At 71.9% G+C, this 17,688-nt stretch carries 18 protein-coding genes; 9 read left to right on the top strand and 9 right to left on the bottom strand.

Going from position 1 to position 17,688, the window contains the following annotated elements; all coding sequences use genetic code 11:
• Positions 1 to 60: 60 nt before the first annotated feature.
• Together ACHFIV_RS10315 and ACHFIV_RS10310 are read right to left on the bottom strand one after the other, a co-directional pair.
• Positions 61 to 1,284 carry a cytochrome P450 gene (locus ACHFIV_RS10315; RefSeq protein WP_398965837.1) on the bottom strand — a complete coding sequence of 408 codons (1,224 nt, stop codon included), beginning with the start codon at positions 1,282 to 1,284 and terminating at the stop codon, positions 61 to 63.
• A complete protein-coding gene (locus ACHFIV_RS10310) occupies positions 1,281 to 2,570 on the bottom strand; it encodes a cytochrome P450 (RefSeq protein ID WP_398965834.1) in 1,290 nt (429 codons plus the stop codon). Before ACHFIV_RS10310 ends, ACHFIV_RS10315 begins: the two co-directional genes overlap by 4 nt.
• A gap of 74 nt (positions 2,571 to 2,644) precedes the next feature.
• On the opposite strand from ACHFIV_RS10310, the gene ACHFIV_RS10305 reads away from it, so the two are divergent.
• The gene (locus tag ACHFIV_RS10305; RefSeq protein ID WP_398965832.1) at positions 2,645 to 2,881 is read left to right on the top strand and encodes a hypothetical protein; all 237 of its coding nucleotides are present in this window, start codon (positions 2,645 to 2,647) and stop codon (positions 2,879 to 2,881) included.
• 67 nt (positions 2,882 to 2,948) lie between these two features.
• On the opposite strand, the gene ACHFIV_RS10300 is transcribed toward ACHFIV_RS10305, so the two are convergent.
• Positions 2,949 to 3,578, bottom strand: coding sequence for a proteophosphoglycan 5 (locus ACHFIV_RS10300; protein WP_398965830.1), 630 nt, complete (start codon positions 3,576 to 3,578; stop codon positions 2,949 to 2,951).
• 186 nt (positions 3,579 to 3,764) lie between these two features.
• On the opposite strand from ACHFIV_RS10300, the gene ACHFIV_RS10295 reads away from it, so the two are divergent.
• Both ACHFIV_RS10295 and ACHFIV_RS10290 read left to right on the top strand, forming a co-directional pair.
• Positions 3,765 to 4,031, top strand: a complete 267-nt coding sequence (locus tag ACHFIV_RS10295) for a hypothetical protein (RefSeq protein WP_398965827.1) — start codon at positions 3,765 to 3,767, stop codon at positions 4,029 to 4,031.
• 401 nt (positions 4,032 to 4,432) lie between these two features.
• Complete coding sequence (locus ACHFIV_RS10290; protein WP_398965825.1) at positions 4,433 to 5,089, top strand: YceI family protein; 657 nt, start codon at positions 4,433 to 4,435, stop codon at positions 5,087 to 5,089.
• Between the two features lie 462 nt (positions 5,090 to 5,551).
• On the opposite strand, the gene ACHFIV_RS10285 is transcribed toward ACHFIV_RS10290, so the two are convergent.
• Positions 5,552 to 6,571 carry an alpha/beta fold hydrolase gene (locus tag ACHFIV_RS10285; protein ID WP_398965823.1) on the bottom strand — a complete coding sequence of 340 codons (1,020 nt, stop codon included), beginning with the start codon at positions 6,569 to 6,571 and terminating at the stop codon, positions 5,552 to 5,554.
• Positions 6,572 to 6,919: 348 nt separating this feature from the next.
• The gene (locus ACHFIV_RS10280) at positions 6,920 to 8,410 is read right to left on the bottom strand and encodes a hypothetical protein (protein ID WP_398965820.1); all 1,491 of its coding nucleotides are present in this window, start codon (positions 8,408 to 8,410) and stop codon (positions 6,920 to 6,922) included.
• A gap of 257 nt (positions 8,411 to 8,667) precedes the next feature.
• On the opposite strand from ACHFIV_RS10280, the gene ACHFIV_RS10275 reads away from it, so the two are divergent.
• Positions 8,668 to 9,147 carry a hypothetical protein gene (locus tag ACHFIV_RS10275; protein WP_398965817.1) on the top strand — a complete coding sequence of 160 codons (480 nt, stop codon included), beginning with the start codon at positions 8,668 to 8,670 and terminating at the stop codon, positions 9,145 to 9,147.
• 22 nt (positions 9,148 to 9,169) lie between these two features.
• On the opposite strand, the gene ACHFIV_RS10270 is transcribed toward ACHFIV_RS10275, so the two are convergent.
• Genes ACHFIV_RS10270 through ACHFIV_RS10260 form a run of 3 tightly spaced genes read right to left on the bottom strand, consistent with a single transcriptional unit; the run spans position 9,170 to position 10,289 of the window.
• Positions 9,170 to 9,682, bottom strand: coding sequence for a DUF1772 domain-containing protein (locus ACHFIV_RS10270; RefSeq protein WP_398965814.1), 513 nt, complete (start codon positions 9,680 to 9,682; stop codon positions 9,170 to 9,172).
• A complete protein-coding gene (locus ACHFIV_RS10265; protein ID WP_398965811.1) occupies positions 9,679 to 10,077 on the bottom strand; it encodes a VOC family protein in 399 nt (132 codons plus the stop codon). Before ACHFIV_RS10265 ends, ACHFIV_RS10270 begins: the two co-directional genes overlap by 4 nt.
• A gap of 50 nt (positions 10,078 to 10,127) precedes the next feature.
• On the bottom strand, positions 10,128 to 10,289 hold the full coding sequence (locus ACHFIV_RS10260; protein WP_398965809.1) for a hypothetical protein: 162 nt from the start codon (positions 10,287 to 10,289) through the stop codon (positions 10,128 to 10,130).
• Between the two features lie 494 nt (positions 10,290 to 10,783).
• Here ACHFIV_RS10260 and ACHFIV_RS10255 point away from each other — a divergent pair, with 494 nt between their 5' ends.
• The 3 genes from ACHFIV_RS10255 (at position 10,784) to ACHFIV_RS10245 (ending at position 13,328) form a co-directional block, all read left to right on the top strand.
• Positions 10,784 to 11,662, top strand: coding sequence for a septum formation family protein (locus ACHFIV_RS10255; protein ID WP_398965806.1), 879 nt, complete (start codon positions 10,784 to 10,786; stop codon positions 11,660 to 11,662).
• 163 nt (positions 11,663 to 11,825) lie between these two features.
• Positions 11,826 to 12,473 carry a TetR/AcrR family transcriptional regulator gene (locus ACHFIV_RS10250; RefSeq protein WP_398965803.1) on the top strand — a complete coding sequence of 216 codons (648 nt, stop codon included), beginning with the start codon at positions 11,826 to 11,828 and terminating at the stop codon, positions 12,471 to 12,473.
• Positions 12,474 to 12,527: 54 nt separating this feature from the next.
• A complete protein-coding gene (locus tag ACHFIV_RS10245) occupies positions 12,528 to 13,328 on the top strand; it encodes an N-formylglutamate amidohydrolase (RefSeq protein ID WP_398965800.1) in 801 nt (266 codons plus the stop codon).
• A gap of 9 nt (positions 13,329 to 13,337) precedes the next feature.
• Here ACHFIV_RS10245 and ACHFIV_RS10240 read toward each other — a convergent pair whose 3' ends face one another.
• Entirely contained in the window at positions 13,338 to 13,772 is a 435-nt protein-coding gene (locus tag ACHFIV_RS10240) for a VOC family protein (RefSeq protein ID WP_398965797.1), read from the bottom strand.
• A gap of 356 nt (positions 13,773 to 14,128) precedes the next feature.
• On the opposite strand from ACHFIV_RS10240, the gene ACHFIV_RS10235 reads away from it, so the two are divergent.
• Together ACHFIV_RS10235 and ACHFIV_RS10230 are read left to right on the top strand one after the other, a co-directional pair.
• The gene (locus ACHFIV_RS10235) at positions 14,129 to 16,153 is read left to right on the top strand and encodes an ATP-binding protein (RefSeq protein ID WP_398965794.1); all 2,025 of its coding nucleotides are present in this window, start codon (positions 14,129 to 14,131) and stop codon (positions 16,151 to 16,153) included.
• Positions 16,144 to 17,685 carry an ABC transporter substrate-binding protein gene (locus ACHFIV_RS10230; protein ID WP_398965791.1) on the top strand — a complete coding sequence of 514 codons (1,542 nt, stop codon included), beginning with the start codon at positions 16,144 to 16,146 and terminating at the stop codon, positions 17,683 to 17,685. Before ACHFIV_RS10235 ends, ACHFIV_RS10230 begins: the two co-directional genes overlap by 10 nt.
• Positions 17,686 to 17,688: the final 3 nt, after the last annotated feature.

Here is a 17,688-nt window from a genome sequence, read left to right as displayed (position 1 = left end):
CCGGCGAGGATGTGTGTGCCCGGTCGCAGAGAGCTCCCCCGCCCGCGCGGCTCCCGGTTCTCAGCCGTGCAGCAGCACGGGGAAGGCCTCCATGTCGTTCTGGGTCATGACCGGCAGCTTGCGGATCTCCTCGTCGGCGATCGCGAGTCTCAGACCGGGGAACCGTCCGAACAGCGCCGGCAGCGCGATCCCGGCCTCCACCCGGGACAGCGCGGCGCCGGGGCAGATGTGGGGGCCGTGGCCGAAGGTCATGTGGCGGATCGGCGTCGGCCGGGTGATGTCGAAGGCGTCGGCGTCGTCCCCGTGCTGGGTGGTGTCGCGGCCGATGGCCCGGTAGGAGATCACCACGCCCTCCCCCTTGGCTATCACCTGGTCGCCGACCTCTATGTCCTCGGTCGCGAACCGCATCAGCAGGTGGGTGGTGGGCGTGTCCCAGCGCAGGGTCTCCTCGATCACCGTCTCCCACGAGATCTCGCCGTCCAGCACCTTGCGCAGCTGGGCGGGGTGGGCGAGCAGCGCGCGCACGGCGTTGAGGATGAGCCCGATCGTGGTCTCGTGCCCTGCGGCCACCATCGCCTTGAGGTTGCCGACGACCTCCTCCTCCGTGAGCGGTTCCCCGCCCTCGTCGGCGAGGATCAGCGCGCTGGTGAGGTCGTCGGTGGGGTGCGCGGTCTTCTCCCGCACCAGCTCGGCGTAGAAGACGTCGAGTTCGGCCAGGAGCGCCAGCCTCTCCTCCTGGGGGGTGAGCATCGAGAAGAAGGCCTTGTACTGCCGGGTCAGCATGGGGTGGAGGGCTTCGTCCACTCCCATCAGCAGCCCGACGACCCGCATGGGGAGCGGCTGGGCGAACACGGACTTGAGGTCGACCGCCCCGTCCTTTCCCTGCTCGGCGAGCTCGTCCAGCAGCCCCTCGGTGAACTGCTCGATGGCCGGGCGGATCGCCTCCAGCCGGCGGGGCGTGAGTGCCTGGGAGGTCTTCGCCCGCAGCCGGCGGTGCTCCTCGCCGTCCACGGTGAACATGGAGCGACCGGCGTCGATCATGCCGATCAGCGGCCACGCGTGGGTCACCTCCCCGCTCTGCCAGAGCCCCCAGGCGCCCAGGTCCTTCACGAGCCTGGTGTCCAGCAGGAGTCGGCGGGCCTCGGCATGACGGGTGACGGTCCAGGCGGGGACGCCCAGGAGCTCGATGCGCGCGAGCGGGGCGGATGCCCGCAGCTGTTCCGTCTCACCGTCGAGGTCCTGGACCATGGGGTCGATGACCACGGTCGTGTGCGGGCAGTTCACAGCAGGTCTCCTGTCGTCTGTACGGGAGAGAACCGGACGGGCAGCGCGTTCATCCCGCGCAGGAAGGCGGACGGCCTTCGCACGAGGTCCTGGGCGGGGACGGCGAGTTCGAGGTCGGGCAGCCGGTCGAGGATGACCTCGATCGCGGTACGCGCGATGGTCTCGGCGATCTCCTGTGCCGGGAAGGGGCAGCGGTACTCCCCGTGGCTGAACGCCAGATGCGCGCCGTTGCCCGCCCGGTGCCCCGCTCCGCCGGACATCGCCTCCTGGCGTATCAGCGGGTCGGTGTTGGCCGCTCCCAGACCGAGCAGGAGCATGTCCCCGGCGCGTATGGTCCGGCCGCCGAGCTGTGTGTCGCGGACCGCCCATCGGCCGGCGAGGATCTGGGTCGGGCTCTCCTCCCAGAGGACCTCGTTCATGGCGTCGCCGACACTGCGATGCCCTCCGGAGAGGGAGTCCGCGAACTGGTCCTCCGTGAGCATCAGCCGCAGGGAGTTGCTGATCCAGTCGGCGGTGGTGAGGTGTCCGGCCGCGGTGACGGCCATCAGGTCGAGGGCGTACTCCTCGTCCGTGAAGGGCTCCGGATCGGCGAGCATCCGGGACGTGATGTCGTCGCCCGGCGCTTCCCGCTTCGCCTCCACCAGCCGCCTCATGTGCGCGCCGAAGCGTCCGTACGCCTCCTGGGCGCCGGGTCCCCCGTCGGCCAGGTCCTTGAGGACCCGGGCGATGTCCGCCCCTTCCGCGTCGGGGAAGCCCACGAGGCGGGCCAGGACGAGCACGGGCAGCGGTTCCGCGAACTCGGCGACGAGATCCGCCGTCCCCCGGGCGCAGATGCCGTCGACGAGCCGGTCGGCCAGCTGCTCGCAGTGCTCCCGGATCTCGAACGGGTCCGCGGCCTCGAGCGCGGGCACCACCAGTGCGGAATGCCGCCTGTGTTCGGCTCCCGCGGTGAAGTAGATGGACGGCATGGGGCGTCCGACCATGGGGAGCAGCGGCCAGTCCTCGGGGATGTGCTCCCACTGGTTCCACAGTCCGACGTCCCTGGGGAAGAGCTCGCCGTCACTGGTGACCTGGTGGAGTTCGCGGTACCCGACGACCAGCCAGGCGGGGAATCCACCGGGGAGCTCGACGGGCACCACGGGCCCGTACGACTGGCGCATGGTCCGGTACAGGGCCTGCGGTTCGGTGTGGAAGGCGGGACCGCTGAGCGGCACGGGGGCGTCGGTGGCGCGGGCGGGGCAGCCGCCGCCCGGGGTGGAGGCGGTGGTTAAGGAAGGGCTCGTCATCGTACGGACTCCTGGGAGACGGCTTCGCGCGTTGCGGCCATACGATCAACGCGCCACCACTATAGGGAGGTTGGGTGAAGCTTTGGGCATCGGTCGCGGAGGTGCGTCCACAGGTCCTCACGGCCGGCCGCCAGGGTCGCGGGTGCGGCACGGGGCAGGGGCCGGCGTTCCCGTCCCTGGTGCCGTTCGAGTCGGTGTCGTTCGAGTCCCGCAGCGCACCCGACAGCTACCTGCCGCACCGGGGTGCGCTGCTGTACGTGGAGCGCGTCGGCACCGCGGACCGGCCGGGCACCACCTTCCGGGCCTGGTGACCCGGTGAGCGCGGTCCGGCCCGGCGCTGCCCTTCCGGATCCCGCCCGAAGCCGTTGTCCGCGCCGGTCAGGCGGCGAGGAACGCGCGGGCCGCCGCCGCACCCGACTCCGCGTCCCAGCCTTCGGAGGGGCCGACGGCAGCCACCAGGCCGGTATCGGCCTCGCCGTCGGCGGCGACCAGCGCGTCGATCGCCTCATAGGCGGGCCGGCCGGCTTCGGCGCCCGGCAGACGCTGGACGGTGGCGAGGATCTTCCCCCGGGTCATGGCCGCGGCGAGCACGGGCAGCCCCACACTCGCGAAACCGTCCTCGGCCTCGTACTCGGCGCGGTACCAGGCGCTGCCGTCGTAGCCGTACACGAAGCCGAGGAAGAGATCCGCCTCCCGCACCCGGCGGACGGGCGGCTCCCACCACTCGGGAGCACCGGCCAGCAGGTCGGTCTCCTCCTCCTCGAAGAAGTCGGCCGCCTCGGCGTAGAAGGTCTCGGAGTCGTTGCGGTCCTGTCCGAGCAACACGGCGCGGCCCCCGTCGAGGTGGTGCAGATCGGCCCAGCTGCCGTGCCCGTCGTCGTAGTGCCAGACCGGCCAGAGCGCCCGGCACCGCTCGCCGTGCCCGGAGGCGGCGTGCACGGCGGCGAGGGCCGACCATCGCCCTCTCCACGCCATCGGGTCGGGAAGGTCGAGCTGCACCAGGGCCACGGCCGGCTCCTCACGGTGGTGGGCGAGTGACGGGTAGGCCCTTCTGGTGCCCGCGTAACGGGGTTCTTCACGCTCGTGGAGAATCCCGCAGAGGGTTGATGAGTCATCTTCAAGGCGCTTCGCCCGCAACGGGGGTTGGCCGGCGAATCGATGTCTCAACCGCCGGACACGGGGTACTGAGGGGGCATGGCTTTCGTGAAGCGTGTTGCTCTTGCTCCTCGTGCGGTGCGGCAGCTGCGGCGCGTCCGCTCGGTGTACCTGGCGGGGATGCTGCTGTCCGCGTCCGTCCTGCTCTCCTACGACGATCCGGCGCGGGGAGGCAGGCAGACGACGATCGCGGGCGTCCTCCTCGTGGTGTTCGCCGCACTCCTCACACTGACCGCGGTACAGCTGTGGCGGCACGGGCGGACCAAGCACTGCAGTACGGCGAAGAAGCTCACACCGCTGGCATGACGCGGACGGACCGGCTGCACCGCTTTTCCGGTCCCGGTTCGCGGCAGACGGGACGCAGCGCGTCCCGGTGAACGGTCGCTGACCGCGGCGTGCGGCGATCGGAGCCGGACGCGGGAGTGCGGGGCGAGGGAGTCGAGGGACGGGTCCGGGCCGGGGTCGTTCATCACGCTTCCCTCACAACCGGTAGAGCCGCGCGTGTTCAACGTCCTCGGCGCCCGGAGGGCCACCGGGGCCGTAGGGGGAGGACCGGATGCCGGTACGTCCTTCGACGCAGGAAGCGCCCACGCTCGGCTACCGCCGCGCTTCGCCGGGACGTCACCTTGTGAAGGTCTGACCATGAATGTTCGGGTTCTTCGATCGGCTCTTGCGGACGCCACTTACCTCAGAGTAACTAAGTCCTCATGAACCTCTTCAGCCGCAGCTCCTTGCTCCGCCGTCCGGAGCCCCGCACGGAGGAGCCGACTGCCGCCCCGACGGCCGACGGTGCTGCAGTTCTGCCCGATCCCCGCCTTGCGGCTCTCAGCGGTGAGTGGATGATCGACCCCGCGCACAGCAGGATCGGTTTCTCCGTGCGGCACGCCATGGTGACGACGGTGCGCGGCGCGTTCCTGGAGTACGAGAGCCGCCTCTACTTCGACGGGCGCAACCCCGCGCGTTCCCAGGCGGAGATCTCGCTGGCCACCGCGAGCGTCGACACCGGCGTCGAGCAGCGCGACGCGCACGTGGTCGGCCGCGACTTCCTCAACGCCGCGAAGTATCCGCGTATCAGCTTCGTGAGCACCGCCGTGCAGCTCGTCGGCAAGGACGTCTACCGCATGACCGGCGACCTCACCATCCGGGGCATCACCCACCCCGTCGTCCTGGACCTCACGTACATCGGTTACGTCACCGACCCGTTCGGCTATGAGCGCGTCGGGTTCGACGGGACGACCACCATCAACCGCTCCGACTGGGGCCTGACCTACAACGCCCGTCTGGCCGAGGGCGGCGCCATGGTCAGTGAGCGGCTCCGCCTCCAGTTCGACATCGCCGCCATCCGTACCCCCGGTTCCGTCTGACGCCCCGTCCGGGGGCCCGCGTCCGCGCTGTCGGCCGCGCGTCCCCCGGACGTGCGGTGACACCCCAGCGCCAGCGGAAAGTGCTGTCGCAGGGCGATGCCGGTGCTTCGGGACGCACTCCCCGGTCTGGGTGGCCTCGGCGTCCTGTGCGCCGGGGCGGCGCTGCTGTCGGTGCTCGTACGGCGCGCTGTCCCGGCCGGGCGAGCTGCCGGGCCGTGCCTGACAGCTGTGGACGGCCTGTGACTCCGCGAAGGAGTCCACGGAGTCCTGTGGGAACCGTCCGGCCCAGACGGGCTGGAGGGTGGCGGTGGCGACCCGTACGCGGAGCGGTGTGGGACACCGTATGCACCTGGGCCCGGCGGGTCGGAGCACCGGATGCGAGGGACAACCGCGTGCGATGCCTGCGGTGTGCGGACGATGGGGCGGGGCAGGTCGCCTTCCGCCCCGGTAGCGCCTGCGTCGTCAGGTGGCGCTGCGCTCGCTCGCCTCGCGCAGGTCGCGGTCCACCGCGCGGTCGAACGCGGGGTCCGGTGCGCCGTCCGTGCTGCCCGGGCGGCCCGCGCGCATGAGCTCGCGCCAGCGTTCCTGGCTCCAGTCGGCCGGGGCCGTGGTGCGCATGAAGTCCTCCACGAGTGCGCGGAAACGGCCGGGGTCGGTGTGGAACGGGAAATGACCGGCCCCCTCGAAGATCTCCAGGCGGCTGCCGGGCATGGCGGCGTGGGCGCCGTAGGCGTGGTGCACGGGTACGACGCTGTCCCGTGAACCCCACAGCAGGAGCGTGGGCATGCCCTGGGCCAGGTAGCAGCGGTCCAGTATCGTGACGACCTGGCCGCGCCAGTCGACCACCGCTCTGAGCGTGCTGATGAACGCGCTGCGCGAGGTGCTGTCGGGAAGGGCGTCCACCAGGTCCAGCAGTTCGGTCGCGTCCTGCCCGAGGTCGGTGTCGAGCAGCTTGATCAGCCGGGTGAAGAGACCGACCTGGCTGCGCATGCCGGGCAGACGCAGCGTGGACAGGAGCAGGTCGGCCCCCGGGAGGGACACCGCTCGCAGGACGGGGTTGACCTCCCGTCCCACGCCCCCCGCGCTCACCATGATGAGCCGGTCGGTGCGCTCGGGGTACTGGTAGGCGAACTGCATGGCGACGCCGCCGCCGAGCGAGTGGCCGACCAGGGTGGCGCGTTCGATGCCCAGGACGCCCAGGAGGTCCCGGATGCCGTTCGCGTAGGCGGCCACCGAGTAGTCGGCCCGGGGCTTGTCCGAGGCTCCGTGGCCCAGGAGGTCGGGGGCGATCACGGTGTGATGGCGGGCCAGTTCGGGGATCACCTCGGCCCAGGTCGCCGACGAGTCGCCGATGCCGTGGATGAGCAGGATGGCCGGCCCCTCCCCCGCGATCCTGTACGCGCGGCGGTAGCCGTGGATGATCCGATGGGACAGCCCCGCGCTGAGCTCGGCCTGTCGTCCGCGTGCTGCTGCGCCGGCCACGGGACCGCCTCCGTCTGCTGCTCCGACGATTCCCGAGCGAGGGTAGAGAGCTCCCGCGCCGAACGGATTACCGGGACGTTTCAGGCGGCGCCCGGATGGGATTCGGGTGGCCGTCCGCTACCCAGGCATTCGTAACACGTGCGCCGCGGTCATTTCGGCAGACGCGCCCTCCCCCGTACGAGTCGGCCTCGCTCCGGTGGCGGTGTCACCGGAGCGAGGCGCTGGTGCCGGCGGCCTCACACCTGCGGGACCCGGTCCACCGCGAACGGCGGTGCGTCCGGACGCGTTCGCCACCCCCGGGGGCGCGGCTCCGCCGGCCCGGCAACCGGGTGGCCCTCCCGCTGTGGTTCAGGGGTGCAGAAGGTACGTCCGGTAGGCCCCGGTGCCCCTCCCCGGCGGCAGGGGCACCGCCTGTGAGCCGCCGGTGACCGGAGGTGGTGCGTGGCCTCCGGTCACGAGGACGGCCGTCGGTACGCGGCGCGCGAGGGCGCGGAGGGCTTCCGGGCTGATGCTCGCGTCGTGCCCCCCGGTCTGGCGGGAGGCGCATCCGGCGTAATAGGCGATCGGCACGGCGTCGACCCCGCTGACCACGCACGGAGGGCGCACCCCCAGCCGGTTCAGCGCACCGGCTGCCGCGGCGAACTCCGCCGTAGTGGTGCGGCTGACGCGGACCACATGGCTGAGCACGGAGAGCTGGACGGTGAGATGAGCCGCCAGAGCCAGCGTCAGTGCGGCGAATCCCGCCGGCCTGCGGGCCTGCCTCGCCCGGGCGAAGAGGTACGCCACGTACTCGGCCACCGGCAGCGCGAGCAACGCGTAGGCGGGGAGCAGGAAGCGGGGCGCGGCGTACTCGACCAGGAAGAGATACGGAACGGCCATGGAGGCCCCGGTCACCGTCGCCAGCAGCGCCGCGGTCCCCCGGCCCCTCCGCCGCGCCGTCACGATCCCGCCGACGGTGAGCAGGGGCAGTGCCACCCACCACGCCGCGGTGGCCGGGCTCTCCCAGGCGATGTCGCAGGGGCGGCACAGGGTCCGGCCGGCGAGCGCTCGCAGGTGGTCGTCGACGGCGAAGTTCCAGCCGAGGCCGCCCTGGATCTCGCCGGCCCGGTGGAGCCGGGCCCCGAGGCCCCCGTGCCTGGCGTACGCCTCGGCGGCCCAGGGCGCGCAACCCGCCACGAGTCCGCCGGTGAGCGCGGCGGACATGCCCGGCAGGCGCCGGCCGGGCACCAGGACGACCGCCAGGGCCAGCGGCAGCGCGAGCCAGAAACCGTCGGCCGGCCGCATCAGGGCGACCAGCGCCACGGCCGTCGCCGCGCCGGCCGTCCCGGCGGCGCCCACGGCTCCGCCCATCGCCCTGACGACCCAGCCGACCGCCGCCAGGGCGCCCAGGGCGCACCACAGGTTGGGCATCGCCGCCGGGCCGTAGAACAGGGCGGGCCACAGGCCGGCGAAGAACGCGCCCGCGCCCACGAGGACGGGCGTGGGCAGCGCCTTCCGCCAGACCCACAGGGCGGCGACCAGCGCGAGGGCGGACAGGACGGCGAGGTGGACGCGGAGCGCGGTGGTGGAAGCGGTGAACGCGGCGACGGGAGCGACCAGGTAGGAGATCCCACGGGCTCGGGGGGCGCTGAAGAAGGCCGGAGGGGCGTTGCCCCCGACCTGGCTGACATAGACCGTCTCGTCCCAGGCGAGCCCCGAACCCGGTACCACGAACGCCAGTTGCACCGCGGCGAAGACCAGGCCGACCGCAGCGAGCCAGGGAAGCGGACCGGATGTCCACCGGCTAGCCCGGCCTGCCGGGGCCTCCTGTGCCTGGCGTTCCGACGGGCACTCGTGCACGACCGCTCCTCTCCGCACCGGGGCCCCGCGACAGCGGGACGCGGCCTTGGTCAACGAGAGGGGAACGCCGGGAGTCACGCGAGGTCCGCGGGCGTCACAACCGTCCGGGGACGCGAGCCCGGGGGCTTGTGGGGGATGTCCCCTAGACAAGTCCCCCAGATAAGTGGGGGAACGGCTGCGTCGCTCGGCTGACGCCCCCGCCCCGGGTACCGGGTGGAATGGGAGCACCCGTTCAGCACCCCTCCCGGAGGCTCCCCGTGACCGCCCACGCGCACGTGCGGACGAAGCGCACCGCCCATCCACTCGTCGCGGCCTTCGTGCGCTTCGTCGTCTGCGGGGGCGGTGTCGGCCTGGCGGCCAGTGGTGCGCTGGTGCTGCTCGGCGAACGGATGCCGCTGGTCGTCGCCAACGCCGTGGTCACCGTGGTCTCGACGGTGATCGCGACGGAACTGCACAGCCGTGTCTCCTTCCGGAGCGATCGCGGGGGCTGGCGGGTCCACCTGCAGTCAGGGTTCACCGTGGCGGTGAGCTACGCGTTCACCACCGGTGCGCTGCTCGTGCTGCACGCCGTGCAGTCCGCCCCCTCCGTACTGGTCGAGCAGACCGTGTACGTGTCGGCGTCCGCGGTGGCCGGGGTGGGGCGGTTCGTGTGGCTGCGGGTCGTGGTCTACGCCCCGCCCCCGGCGCAGTCGGACACCCCCGCCCTGACCAGGCCGGCCGTCGTCATCGCGGCCTGATCCCCGGGCAGCGGCAGGAGCTCTACGGGGTCACGTCCCCGGCAGCCGTGCCGTGAAGGTGAAGCGCCCAGAGCAGGGCGCCGAGGGACCCGGTGTGCAGGACGGCCCGGACGGTGTTCCACCTGACCCACGGGACCTCGAATGCGGCACGTGCCTCCCCCAGCCGGTCGGAGGACGCGGCGAGCGGCACCTTGTCGAGCATGTCGTTGAGCGGGACGTTCCGTGTTCCGGTGACGAGGAACGCCGCCGCGTACGACGCGAGGGCCGCGATGATCCACGGAAGGGCTCCCCCGCTGTGTCCCTTCACGGCCAGGACCGTCGCGAGCACCAGCAGCGGCAGGGGCAGCAGGAACGGGGTGAGGAACCAGCCGTTGAGGATGGCCCGGTTGATGTGCTGCATGCTCTGGACGAAGCCCCGGTCGTCGGTGCGGGCCAGCCCCGGCATGACGGCGTACGCGAACGCGCAGAACAGCCCGGCCATCAGCGCGGCTCCCGCGGTCGAGGCGAGCAGAGCCGCGGTCTGGAGTGTTCTCATGTGTGCTCCGCATCCGGCGCTACGGCCCATTCGACGAACTGGATGACGACCCCGTTGGGGTCGGTGATCTGGAACAGCTTCTCGCCCCAGGGCTCTTCGCGCAGCGGCATCGTGATCTCCACTCCTTCGGCGCGCAGCCGCCTCTCCTCGCTCTCCAGACCCGTCAGGGTGAAGGCGAGGATCAGTCCGGAGGCGTTCCGGTCACGCTGCTCGGCCGGCAGGACCTCCGTGCCGCGGCGCAGGAGGACGATGTCGACCGCGGCGTCCTCGCGGGCGAGGGAGGCGAAGTCCTCGGTGGCGACGGTCTCCTTGTATCCGAGGTGAGCGGTGAAGAAGGCCTGGGACGCGGCGACGTCCTCGACGGTGAGCGAGACGGTGCTGGTGGTGATCTGCATGCGGGCTCCTGCTGCCGGTGTCGGAAGGGCGGGTGGGCGGTGGTCAGGCGTCAGAAGGATCTCCGGCGCGGCAGAGTGACCGCCCTGCGGCCCGTTCGCCGGAACGCGGCGGAGCCGGGGGCCTTCGCGACCCGGTGCCCGGCCTCGCGGCGCGGGACGGCAGGCCCGTCGACCCGGGCGGCGGGGAGGTTCGCTGTGTCGGTCTTGCGCATACACGTCCTTCACTGGAGGGCATCTTTACGATGAACGTAACTTTATAGTGAGCGCATATCGTCCGTCAACAGAAAAGTGCGACGAGCGTAATTTTGACTCGGCTCCCCACCCTCCGGCCGCCCCCACCCCGCCGAGGCGCGCGGCACCGCAGTCCGGCGACGAGCTGACCGGGCGTCACGCCCTTGCTCCGCCCGACAGCACCCGACGGAGCACTGCTCGCCGCCCGGGTGACTCCGGAGCTGATATGCAATCAGCTGCTGTACGGATCAACCTTGTTGACCGTCGAGACCCCGACCGCCCACCCCGCCCGCCGTGCAGCCGGAAGGGCGTCGGTCGAGCGAGCCACGGCATCCCTTCCGGCCTTCCGGGCGGGCATTACGAGCAGGCCTGCGGGGGGCGCGAGCCGAAACACACCTGCGCACAGCATGGTCACACTTATGCCATACGATGCGCACACCTGTTCACAGCTCTTCCGTTTGAGGATGCCCACGTCATGTTCTTCGGTGTCACGTCCCGTTCAGCTCGCGGCCTTTCCGCCGCGGCAGCCCTTCTCGCGATCGGCGCGGTGGGCTGCGCCGACGCCATCGACAGCGCCAAGGACGGCGCCAAGAAAGTGGTCCGCCAGCGGTCCGTCTTCTCGCTCGCTCCGGGAGACTGCTACAACCCGAACAGCGCGGCGACCGAGACCGAGGAGTTCGCTGTCGAGATCGTGCCGTGCGGGGAAGCGCACAAGGGACAGGTCGTCGGCGAGTTCTCCATCGAGGGCGAGTCGGCCTACCCCGGTGACAGCGGGGCCTCGAAGATCGCCGACGAGCGGTGCCCGGCGGTCGCACAGAAGTACGTCTCCGACACGTGGGCGATACCCGCGGGCGTCAACCTCTTCTACTACTACCCCACGAGCCAGAGCTGGGCGACCGGCGACCGCGCCGTGAGCTGCACCTACGCCAAGGAGTCCGGAACCTTCTCCGGCTCGCTCAAGGACACGTCCCTCGACGCCGACCAGCTCGCCTACCTGAAGGGCGCGAACGCCGTCTACGAGGCGCTGTGGAGCAACCAGCCCGAGGCGGACCAGATCGAGGACGACCTGGCCGGCTACAAGAAGCAGGCCAAAGCCGTCTCCTCCGCGCTCAACGCCCACCTGGCAACCCTGAAGAGCGTGGATCAGCCGGAGACCGTCAAGCTCCGTGGTCAGCTCGAAGAGACCGCCGAGGCGTGGAAGGACGCCGCCTCGGCCGGCAACACGGACGACTTCTACGTCGCCTACGACCTCGCCTTCACCGGCATCGACCCCAACAAGACGGTCGCCGCCCGCAAGGAGTTGAAGCTCGCCACCACCGTCCCGGCCGAGGACGCCGAGGTCTGGGTGAGCTGACGCGGCCGCGCCGCTCACGACCGGCCCGCCGCAAGCCGTGGGCGCGGCGGGTCCGCCGGCCGGCCCCGCCGCGCCCACGCGTGGGGACGTGCACGTGTCGCGTCCTCACCTGCGACGCGTGGCACCGTCCCACGTAAAAATGCGATGAGGGTAAACTTTCCCCATGGCTACCCAGACGAGCGCCGAACCGGAAGGCCTCCGCGAGTCCAAGAAGCGGGAGACGCGCCGGCTCATCTCCGACCACGCGACCAGGCTCTTCATCGAGCAGGGCTTCGAGCGGACGACGATCGCCGAGATCGCGGCCGCCGCCCGGGTCGCGAAGAAGACGGTGACCAACTACTTCGCGCGCAAGGAGGACCTCGCGCTGGACCACCAGGAGGAGTTCGCCGCGAGCCTTGCCCTCACGGTCGCGGGTCGCGCCTCCGGTGAGCCGGCGCTCTCCGCGCTCCGCCGCGCCTTCCTGGCCTCCGTCGCGGCCCAGGACCCGGTGGCCGGGTTCGCCGGCCCCGACTTCGCCCGGATGATCGCCGACAGCCCCACGCTCTCGGTCTGCCTGCGTGGCCTGCACGACCGGCGGGAGGACGCCCTGGCGCGCGTGCTCGCCGAGGCCACCGGCACCTCGGACGACGACATCGCGCCGCGCACGGCCGCCGCCCTGCTGGGCGGGGTGCACCGCGTGCTGTTCCGGCGCATCCAGGAGCTGACACTCGCGGGCAGCGGTAACCCGGAGATCGCCGCGGTCCTGGAGGAGGAGGCCGGCGTCGCCTTCGGGCTGCTGGAACCGGCCCTCGCGGACTACGCGACGGCCTGAGGGCCGGCCGCCAGGGCCCCCGGCCCGCCCCCGCACACGCGTGAGGACAGACAGTTGAGCCCCGAGCCGCCCCCGTTCCAGCTCCTGCCCGGCGCCCCCGGGTCACCGGTACTGCTGCACGTCCCGCACTCCTCCCGGGTGGTCCCGGGGCACGTGCGTGCGGGCATCCTGCTCGACGACCGGGCCCTGGAGACCGAACTCGACCACATCACGGACTCCCACACGGCCGGTCTGGCGGCTCGCGCCCTCGAAGCCTGCGGGGTGGCGCCCTGGCGCTTCGTCAACGGCCTGTCGCGGCTGGTCGTCGATCCCGAGCGGTTCCCCGACGACCGCGAGGAGATGCTGGCCGCCGGCATGGGAGCGGTCTACACCCGTACCACGCACGGTGAACGGCTCCGTCCGCCGGACGCGGATCCGAAGCCGCTGCTCGACCGCTATTTCCACCCGTACGCCCGGGCCATGACCGCGGCCGTCGACGAACGGCTCGCCGCCGCGGGACGCGCCGTCGTCATCGACGTCCACTCCTACCCGGCCACCGCGCTTCCGTACGAACTGCACGGCACCGGGCCGCGCCCACCGGTCTGCCTGGGCACCGACGGCTTCCACACCCCGCCCTGGCTCCTGGCCCGGGCGGAGACCGCGTTCTCCGCGTTCGGCGGCACGGGGCTGAACAGCCCTTTCCCCGGTACGTACGTTCCGCTGAAGCACTACGGGACGGACCGGCGGGTCGCCGCGCTGATGATCGAGATACGGCGCGACCTGTACATGACGGAGCCCGGCGGTCCGGCCGGGCCGGGACTCGGCGCGCTGGCCTCGGCACTGGCCGGACTGGTGGACGGGCTCGTGGACGCGTGACGGAGGCGGCTACCTGGGCCGGGTGTAGGGCCGGGTCATGATCTCCATGTTGTGACCGTCCGGATCCTCGAAGTAGGCGCCCCTGCCGCCGAAGAGACGGTTGACACGCCCGGGTTCGGAGTGGCTCGGATCGGCGTAGTAGGTGACGTCCAGCATCTGGAGCCGGGCGATCATCGTGTCGAACTGCGCGTCCGGGACGAGGAAGGCGTAGTGCTGTGACTGCACCGGTTCGTCGCGCAGTTCGTAGTAGTCCAGGGTCACGCCGTTACCCAGATCGACCGGCAGGAACGGCCCGAACGGGGCACCGACCTCCAGGCCCAGGACGGCGGCGATGAACTCCGCGGACAGGCTGCGGTCCGTGGCGTAGACGGCGTGGTGGTCCAGCTGGACGACGTCGACGCCCTGCTGGTTCGCGTGCGGGTCCTGCTGATGGTGGTGGGACATGTACGGATACGTCTCCGGGTCGTGAGGTCCGCTGATGGGGGTGCCGCGTGGACGCGGCAGGGGGCGGGCTGTTCACGACAGGGTGGCGGGGCTCTCGCCCGCCACGTGCTCATGCGGGGGCCGGGCGCCTCTCTCGTACATGGCCCATGGCCGACCCGGCAGTCACGGGCCGATCCTAACAACTGACGCGCCAGGCCGCACTCGTTCCAAGGGCGTGCGCCTCAGGCGTGCGGCAGGCGCATGAGGAGCGCTCCGTGCGGGCATGGCATCAGCGGGGGACCGTGCGAACAGCCTTGTGCCACAAGTGAGTTCGATGATCTTGCATGGGGCGTCGTTCGGTCCGCGGGGGGAGCTGGATGGTCGACGAGAGAGCCGGCAGGTCGGAGCGGGACATCGCCGTGCGCCGGCGCATGGCCGAGATCCTGAACAGGCAGCAGGGGGTGCTGCGTCCGGTACCCGTCCTCATGCTGCTGGGTACACGCGGCAGCGGGAAGACCGCGCTCACCGGCCATCTGCGCCACTGGGCGCAGCGGGTGCCGCTGGCGAGCATCGATCTGGAACCCGTCGGCGAGCGAGGCGGAACGCCCATCGACGTACTGATCGACATGGCCTTCCAGCTCGGCGCCCGGCACGACGGCATCCCCCAGGTGGGGTTCCCCGCGCTGGGTTCCCTGCTCGCCGCCGTCGGCACCGCCGTGGACGCGCGCAGCCGGGAACAGGCCGTCCGCGACATGGCCGAGGCACTGCGTGCGGGGCGTGCGCGGGAGCACTCGTACCAGGAACTCCAGGGGATCGTCGACGGTGTGGCCCAGCTCGCCGGTCTCGGGCTGCCCGGCTGGAGCTCCGTCGTGGTCCCTCTCGTCCAGGGCGGGGTCCGCATGCGGCTCGGTCTGCGGCTGCGCCGCCGCCTGGCCGAGACGTCCGCCTCCGGCCCGGGGCGCGGTGCGACGGCCGACTTCCTCGTCGGGGTGAACCGGCTGTACCACGGGTATCCGGCGCAGCGGGCCGAAGCCGAGCGGGTCCTGCTCGACTCGTTCCTGGCCGACCTTCGCGGGGCCTACGCCTCCGGACGTGCCGACCGGCTGCGGACGACGCACTGCCTCGCTCTCCTGGACAACGCGGACTCCCCCGCCGGCGAGGCCTTCCTCACGCTCCTGCTCGAAGCACGCGAACGCTCGGGCCGCCCCGATCCGCTCCTCGTCGTGACGACCGCGCGCAAGCGGCCGGAGACCCTCGTCCGCGCGGAGACCGGCAGCGGCCACCGCCCCGACTACCGCCGCAGCTGGCCGCAGCCCGCCCTCTTCCAGCCGTTGTCCGCCGGGCCGCTCGTGGTGGCGGGGCAGTTGCGCGACCTCAGCCGCCGGGAGGTCGAGGCGCAGGCGGCCTCCACACTCGACACGCTGCCGGCCGGTTCGGTGCTGCCGCGTACCGACAACGCGGTGCAGTGGCTCGGCTGGATCGTGTACGAGATCACCCGGGGCCACCCCGCGGGGACCGCCGCCGTCCTCGACAGTCTGCGCCGCATGCCCGCCGGTCTGCCGTGGGACGCGCGCGTCCACCAGTGCCTGGCGCCGCTCGACGGCAGCGTCCTGCCCGTGCCCGCTCTGTCCGCCGGACCGGACCTGCTCGACCTGCTGCTGCGCGACTGCTCCGCGCAGCTCGCCCGGCTCATGCCGCGGGTCGCCGCCGGGGTCACCCTCGGCCGGGCGGAGACCTGCGACGCCCTGTGGGAGGGACAGGAACCGGTGCTGCGGGAGTTCGTCGGCTACTGCGCGGACGACCTGCGGACCGTGCCGGAACCCGACGGCGGTCTCCCCGCCCTGCACCGGCTCACCCGCTTCCTGCTCCTGCGCCGGCTGGACGGCGCCCCGGAGGACGGCGGCCCCGGTTCATGGACGGGCGCGCACCGGGCGCTGCGTGCGGCGGCGGTGGCCCGGGGCGACCTGCGCGCCGTCGCCTACCACGACCTGGCGCTGGACGACCTCGGTTCCGCCGTCGACTATCTGCGGGACCGCTTCGACGAGACGGGCGCGGACGAGTGGTGCGCCGACCTTGCGTGGCTCCAGCGTGCCCCGTGCCGCTGGGACGGGGCCCTGCCCGAGGCGGCCCGCGACCGGTACGAACGCCTCGTCGGCGTGGCCGGGGGCGACCCCGCGCGCCGCGCCATCACCCGGCTGCTCGCGGCCGGGTGGATCACCCCGCACCCGCGCCCGGACGGGGCGGCGCAGCCGTACGGGGATCCTCTGGGTGATCCATACGCGGAGCTGTACCCCGACATCGTCGAGGAGTTCCTGACGCTGCGCCGGCCGATCGGTGACGAGCACGACCGCCATGTGCTGCTGCGTATGGCACAGCGCTACGAAAGGAAGCCGTGGTGGTAGCTCCCGACGACGACACCTTCGTCCCTCCGCGCCCGCCCCGGCGCAAGGCCCCGTGGGTCGCGGCCGGCGCCGTGGTGCTGGCCGCCGCGGTGTGGGGCGGCGCGGAGGCGTACCAGGCCTGGCAGCACAACAAGGTGGAATGCGCGCCTGGCATCCTCAAGAAGGGGGCCCGCGAGGAGTGCATCGGCGTCAGTGACGGCTCCTTCGCCTTCGATCCGTCGCTGAAGGAGGTCATGGGCAAGATCAAGGCGGAGAACGATCGCGTCGCGGAGTCCGGCAAGAAGTACGTCTCCCTCGCCTATGTGGAGCCGCTGACGACGGTCAAGGGCGAGGAGGAGGCCAAGTACGGGCTGCGCGGGGAGCTGATGGGGGCCTATCTGGCCCAGCGGGAGCTCAACGACCCCGATCTCGGGGCCGGGCGGGGCGATCTGCCGCAGATCCGTCTGCTCGTGGGCAATCTCGGGCTGCGATCCGAGCAGTGGCGGACCCTCACCGACGACCTCGTCGCCCTCTCCGAGGGCGACGACCGCCTCGTCGGCGTCGCCGGCTTCGGTCAGAGCCGCGGGGGCACCCGGAACGCCGTCGACGCCCTGCGCGAGGCGGGCATCCCGATGATGGGCGCGACGGTGACCGCCGACAGCCTTTCCGACGCGGCGCGTCCGGGCTTCTTCCGGACCTCCGCTCCCAACCGCGACCAGGCCAGGGGCGCGGCCAACTACCTGAGGAAGCAGCAGCGGAGCGACCCGGGGTTCAAGGTCGCCGTCATCCGCGACCGCAACGAGGACGACATCTACAACACCTCCATGGCCACCGCGTTCACGCGGGCCGCCGCCGAGCGCGGTCTGGAACTCGAGGGCACACCGCTGGAGTTCCTCTCCGGTGTGGACGGCGTGTCCAACGCCTTCTCGTCCGTCGCCGACAAGGTGTGCGACCTGCGGCCCGATGCGGTGTTCTTCGCGGGCCGGGGCGTCGACATCCGCAACTTCATCTACTCCATGTCCGCACCCGACCGGCGGTGTCCGGTCACCCTGGTCACGGGGGACGACGCGGTCGGCGCCTACTACGGCTCGCTGGAGAGCGAGGCGCGGCGCGAGAAGTTCCGTACCGAGTGGACGGACAGCCGGGTGACCGTCCTCTACTCGTCACTCGCCCACCCCGCGCTGGCCGGCGAGCTCTATCCCGAGGCGAACAACCCGCTGCCGGACTTCCTCTCCCTGTACCGGGCGGAGTTCGGCGGAGCGGCCGACGCCACGATGCAGGTCCTCCAGGACGGTCAGGTCATCATGGGTCACGACGCGGTCTGGACGTTGGGAGTGGCCGTGCGCAACGCGGCGGGCCCGGACGGCAAGGGGCAGGTCAACACGGGCGCGACCCTCCAGATGCTGCTCCAGCTCAGCGGGACGGCCGCGGTGTCGGGGCTCAGCGGACCCGTCTCCTTCGCCTCGGACGGCAATCCGGACCGCAAGCCGATGGCTCTGGTACGGATGGAGCCGTCGGGGGTGTACACCTTCCGGGAGGTGCTGCGGCCGTAGGCG

It is taken from the genome of Streptomyces sp. ALB3 (assembly GCF_044385685.1).
GTDB lineage: Bacteria > Actinomycetota > Actinomycetes > Streptomycetales > Streptomycetaceae > Streptomyces.
Note: the sequence above shows the minus strand (reverse complement) of the source record. Positions and strands in the feature narration are given on the sequence as shown.

Excerpts from the sequence above, each read along its gene's own strand:
- ACHFIV_RS10270 (WP_398965814.1), bottom strand. The coding sequence starts at position 9,682 with ATGAGAACACTCCAGACCGCGGCTCTGCTCGCCTCGACCGCGGGAGCC.
- ACHFIV_RS10255 (WP_398965806.1), top strand. The coding sequence starts at position 10,784 with ATGTTCTTCGGTGTCACGTCCCGTTCAGCTCGCGGCCTTTCCGCCGCG.
- ACHFIV_RS10240 (WP_398965797.1), bottom strand. The coding sequence starts at position 13,772 with ATGTCCCACCACCATCAGCAGGACCCGCACGCGAACCAGCAGGGCGTC.
- ACHFIV_RS10235 (WP_398965794.1), top strand. The coding sequence starts at position 14,129 with ATGGTCGACGAGAGAGCCGGCAGGTCGGAGCGGGACATCGCCGTGCGC.
- ACHFIV_RS10250 (WP_398965803.1), top strand. The coding sequence starts at position 11,826 with ATGGCTACCCAGACGAGCGCCGAACCGGAAGGCCTCCGCGAGTCCAAG.
- ACHFIV_RS10290 (WP_398965825.1), top strand. The coding sequence starts at position 4,433 with ATGAACCTCTTCAGCCGCAGCTCCTTGCTCCGCCGTCCGGAGCCCCGC.
- ACHFIV_RS10265 (WP_398965811.1), bottom strand. The coding sequence starts at position 10,077 with ATGCAGATCACCACCAGCACCGTCTCGCTCACCGTCGAGGACGTCGCC.
- ACHFIV_RS10295 (WP_398965827.1), top strand. The coding sequence starts at position 3,765 with ATGGCTTTCGTGAAGCGTGTTGCTCTTGCTCCTCGTGCGGTGCGGCAG.
- ACHFIV_RS10310 (WP_398965834.1), bottom strand. The coding sequence starts at position 2,570 with ATGACGAGCCCTTCCTTAACCACCGCCTCCACCCCGGGCGGCGGCTGC.
- ACHFIV_RS10260 (WP_398965809.1), bottom strand. The coding sequence starts at position 10,289 with ATGCGCAAGACCGACACAGCGAACCTCCCCGCCGCCCGGGTCGACGGG.